This window comes from Testudinibacter crocodili (assembly GCF_006228025.1).
Classification (GTDB): domain Bacteria; phylum Pseudomonadota; class Gammaproteobacteria; order Enterobacterales; family Pasteurellaceae; genus Chelonobacter.
Window position 1 is genome coordinate 1 of record NZ_VDHF01000163.1, and the last position, 4534, is coordinate 4534.

Sequence of the window (4534 nt, forward strand, 5' to 3'; positions counted from 1 at the left end):
GTTCTTATAAATATCTAATAAGTAATCACAATTTCTTAAGGCCTGAAAATGATGTTTTTGATTATGTTGATTTAGATGGGAAAATTAATGATAGAGATATTTGTTTTTTAGGATATGGTGAGGCTAATCCATATAATATATATTCAAAACTGGAGCTTTTTCCATTTTATGGTGATATGAAAGGCATAGTCCCTTTTGGTGTTAGTGGTAATGGCGATTATATTTGTTTTGATTATAGATTTTTAGAGGTTGATGAAGAACCGAAGGTGGTTTTAATATATCACGATGATTATATTCAGGATGCTGATGGTACCATGAATCCGGTAGTTAATCTTGTGGCAAAAAACTTTGAGGAGTTTATAGAGTCGTTACATGATTGATTCTAATCACGCTGAGTGAAGGCTCGATAATCTTAAACAAGGAAAGTGATTATGGATGGTTTTAATAAAAATGGAGATTCTTCCACTCTTGCATTTGTTATTTCATGTAACTTGATGGGAGCTATTAGCTTTAAAGAGTTTAAGGAGTATTTTTATTGTTTAGTTCGGAATAATGATGTAGATAAAATACCTTTATTTATATGGGATTTAATTGATCTGGAGGAGAATGAGCGATTTCTAATTTATAATGTTTTAGGGTTTACGCCTAGTGGTGGATTAAAACCAACTGAAAAAGATGCAATATATGGAATTGCAATTCAACGATTTAAAGCTTTTTTTGATATTCCAACCTCAGAAAATGAAGCATTAACAGCTTTGAAGGAAAATCCACATATTTTAGATAGATTTAAAAAAACATTCCCTTTTATTAAAATGTGATTTTTAGAAATTTTTATGGGAAATATAGATTTAATACAAATAATAGACGTAGAAAAATCAGGATGGAAAGCTGGTGAGGAGTCCATTCCAAATGGAAAATAGCTGGTGGTGAATCTTATTCTAATGCAGAGTTCAGCACCTGAAAGAAAGTGGTTTGAAGTAGATATTAATTACACAGGAACAAAATCTAGTGGAAAAAAGCGATTATACTATTTAGATTTTAGAAGTATCTCTTATGAAGAACAAATGAAATTAGCAACACAAGATCTTGTAAAAGCTATAGATAAAGGTAATGTTGATAAAAATCAGTTCACATCAAAACAATTAGAGGCTATTTATAAAGGGGATAGCAAGATTCCTAATTTGACTTGGCATCACCATCAAGATACAGGAAGAATGCAACTTGTTCCTGAATTAATTCACTCTAAAACAGGGCATATTGGTGGTAATAGCATTCAAAAGGGGAAATGATATGTGGAGAATCTACAAAAATAATGATGCAGATTTAAATTTTGCATTAACCTGCCTTTTTTGTCAGGCGATTCATCTAAATGAATTTAGAGAATGGGTTGAGAGAGTTATATTAACTACTGCTATTAATGATATTCCTTTATATATATATGAGTTACTAGAGTTTGACCAATCTTTGTTTCAAATATATAAGGCAATAGGGTTTGTAACAGATAGTAGTTTATCATATGAAGATGAAATGGCTCTATATGGAATAGCCTTTTTTAGATTTGAAGAAATCTATGATTCTCCATTAAAGAAAGAGGAGGCATTTAAATTTTTAAAAGAAAATACATTTGTAAGAACAGAATTTTCAAGGTTTTTTCCTAATTTAAAAATAGATATATAAGATATGAATAAAAGAATCTTCAGTCAATTCGAACAACAATTTGTTGTTGTATAGGAGCTGGCAAAATCTAAAACACCTTCTGAGCGTAGAAGTGCGGTAGGGGATTGTATTCAGTTCAGTAATGGTGTGAATATCAATTTGGGTTCGGTGAATGTCAACGCCAGCAAAGGAAAAGTGAACTATGCGCAAGTGAATGAGCAGTCTGGGTTGCGTGTGGGTGAGGACGGCATGAACCTCACCGTCGGTGGCAACACCCATCTGAAAGGCGGGGTGATTGACAGCCAAGCCACAGCAGACAAAAACCACTTTAGCACCGGCACACTGACTCACGAGAATATTGAAAACCACAGTGAAGTCAGTATGCAGAGTGTCAGCGTGGGGATGTCCACTTCGGGTCCGTCACCGATGCAAGCGATAGGGCTGGCAGCGAGTTTAGCAGGCAATGTCAACAAAGATGACCACACCACCACGCAAAGTGCGGTCAGCCAAAACATCAGTCTGGACGTGAGAAACAGCGAAGTGCCGACCGCACTTTCGCTCGATACGGTAAACGCTAATCAAAAGGTACAGCAGTTTGATAAAGCAGAGTATCAAGAGCGGTTGGAAGCGGCGCAGGTGATAGGCGATATTGCGAAGAATGCGGTGAATCTGGCGACCTATGAAGAGCGCACCAAGTCAGCGAAGTTAAAAGACTTGGCGAAAGATGCGGAGAAGCACGGCACAGTTGACGGCGACCGCCCTTTCTCCATTGGCGAACCAAGCGATTAAGGATGCGACGACGGATGAAAACGGCAAGGTGGACAAAACCACTAACCTAATTCTTCATGGCATCTTAGGTGCGGTAGAAGCGCAAGTTAACGGCGGCAGTGCGTTGGGCGGTGCGGCGGCAGCGATAACGGGGGAAGCGACAGCGGAACTGCTTGCCAAGACTATTTACGGCAAAAGCGCAAGTGAATTGGACGAACGGGAGCGTGCCAATATATCGAGCCTCAGCAGCCTGACAGGTGCATTGGCGGCAACGGTGATGGCACAGGCAGACGGAACAGCTACGGATAGCACAACTACACTTGTTAATGCTGCAACAGGGCAAGCGATAGCGGAAAGTGCGGTTGAAAATAACTACTTGTTTAAACAAGAACTTGAACGACAAATAGAATTGATTGCAAAACGAAAAAAAGAGGGATTAACAGAGGAAGAAAAACAAGAGCTAGCTGATTTAGTCAAATTAGACCATCGTAGGGATAAAGATTTACAATCGGCTTGCTACGGTGGGATGACAACCGCTTGTGCAAATGAATTGATTACGTTAAGTGCGGCATTCCATAGCTACGATAAGCCGGAAGTAGAATTACGAAACGGCAACACCCGCTCTGAATATCTGGATGTGGCAACTCAATATGGTGAAGCCAAACGCCAATATGCCGAAGATGTGGCAAAAGAAGCGTTAATTAAAATTGCAAAAGAGGGCATCACGGATTCTGTTGAGCTGGCGAATATTACGGCAAAAGCCATCACGGGCGATGAGGTTTCGCAAGCCCAACTGCATGAAATGGGCAAAGCGATTAAAGCCTTGATACAATCACCGGTTACAACCATTTCGGATAGTATTAAATCACAGTTAGCGGAAGCTGATAGGCTAGAAGCCAATGGTCAAGGAAGAGAAGCTGATGTGATGCGGATGCAGGTGTATTTATCAACCGAACTTGGTGTGATTGGAGGGACGACAGGGGTTTTAAATCTTGTTAAAAAGGGAGTTGAAAGTGCGGTTAAATTAGGCAAACTGGGTTTATCGAATGATATTGTGTCGAATAAAGTTGTCGGTATTGACTGGGGCAAAGGGATTAATAATCAAGGCAAGCCTTGGGAAGCGTATTTAAAAGAGAAGCTACCGGAGGGAACGCTTGATTTGAATATGATAAAACCAAATTTTAAAACCTTTGATCATTTATTGCCTGACGGAACAGCAATTAGCGCAAAAACAATGGATACAGTGGGAAGTAAAACCTATCAAAACCCAAAACGAATTACATCACAGTTGAATAAGTATGTTGATGAGATGGTGAATTTTGAGGTGGATGGTAGAGAGGATTTTCAACTAAATAATAAAAATATAAAAAATAAAGAGCTATATCTGGCGATTCCAAGTGGAACAAATAGTCAGCAGATGCTAGCTATTGAAAAATCTGTGCAATATGCTCAATCTAAAAATGTTAATATTATTATTAAAAAGGTAAAATAAAATGTCTAAATCAAAGAATATTTTAATAAGAAAGAATAAGGATGTGATTGTGATTACTTACTTTTTACAAGGATTGTTATCAATGTCAGATCCTGAACAAAAACCTATTTTTTTACCTGTGGATGTTGATGATAAGGTGTTAGGCGAATCAGTAAAAGAGGCTTTATTAAAAAGCAGAGAGATTCCATTGGATGAGTTTTATAAGATATTTAATTCAGGCGAGGTGCAGCTATTTAGTAAAAAAATAGAGCAGCAATTACAAGAACATTTTGGCTATAAAAGTAGGAAGGCAATATATAACACTATGGATTTTTTATCTGTTGATATGGAAGAAGTTTTTTCTATTGTGCCAAATCATCAAGATTCTTTAGATGGGTATACAGCCGTCAAGAAAAAAGATGGAACAGCAATTGAATTTGAATATTCATTAGAAATTTCAGATGAAGAGTTGGGTATGAAAATAAGAGAGGCTTTCAAATATTGCACAAGTATTTATAGAAAATGAACAAAAACACCTACCGCCTAATCTTCAGTCAATCCCAACAACAATTTATTGTTGTATCGGAGCTGGCAAAATCTAAAACGCCTTCTGAGCGTAGAAGTGTGGTAGGGGATTGT

The 4534-nt window shown here is 37.7% G+C and carries 8 protein-coding genes; all 8 read left to right on the forward strand.

The window, feature by feature from the left end; translation table 11 throughout:
* On the forward strand, positions 1–380 hold a 380-nt coding region (locus tag FHQ23_RS12070; RefSeq protein ID WP_139614533.1), incomplete at its 5' end, for an SMI1/KNR4 family protein.
* Positions 381–431: 51 nt separating this feature from the next.
* Complete coding sequence (locus FHQ23_RS12075) at positions 432–818, forward strand: hypothetical protein (protein ID WP_139614534.1); 387 nt, start codon at positions 432–434, stop codon at positions 816–818.
* Between the two features lie 105 nt (positions 819–923).
* Positions 924–1289: an HNH endonuclease gene (locus FHQ23_RS12080; RefSeq protein WP_267963721.1), complete on the forward strand. Its 366-nt coding sequence runs from the start codon at positions 924–926 to the stop codon at positions 1287–1289.
* 1 nt (position 1290) lies between these two features.
* Entirely contained in the window at positions 1291–1677 is a 387-nt protein-coding gene (locus tag FHQ23_RS12085; protein WP_139614535.1) for a hypothetical protein, read from the forward strand.
* Positions 1678–1803: 126 nt separating this feature from the next.
* Positions 1804–2445, forward strand: coding sequence for a hypothetical protein (locus tag FHQ23_RS12090; RefSeq protein ID WP_139614536.1), 642 nt, complete (start codon positions 1804–1806; stop codon positions 2443–2445).
* On the forward strand, positions 2381–3916 hold the full coding sequence (locus tag FHQ23_RS12095) for an endonuclease toxin domain-containing protein (RefSeq protein ID WP_139614537.1): 1536 nt from the start codon (positions 2381–2383) through the stop codon (positions 3914–3916). The genes FHQ23_RS12090 and FHQ23_RS12095 overlap by 65 nt, the downstream gene beginning before the upstream one ends.
* 1 nt (position 3917) lies before the next feature.
* Entirely contained in the window at positions 3918–4421 is a 504-nt protein-coding gene (locus FHQ23_RS12100; protein WP_139614538.1) for a contact-dependent growth inhibition system immunity protein, read from the forward strand.
* A partial coding sequence (locus tag FHQ23_RS12710; protein WP_139614539.1) for an ESPR domain-containing protein occupies positions 4418–4534 on the forward strand: 117 nt, incomplete at its 3' end. The genes FHQ23_RS12100 and FHQ23_RS12710, both read left to right, overlap by 4 nt.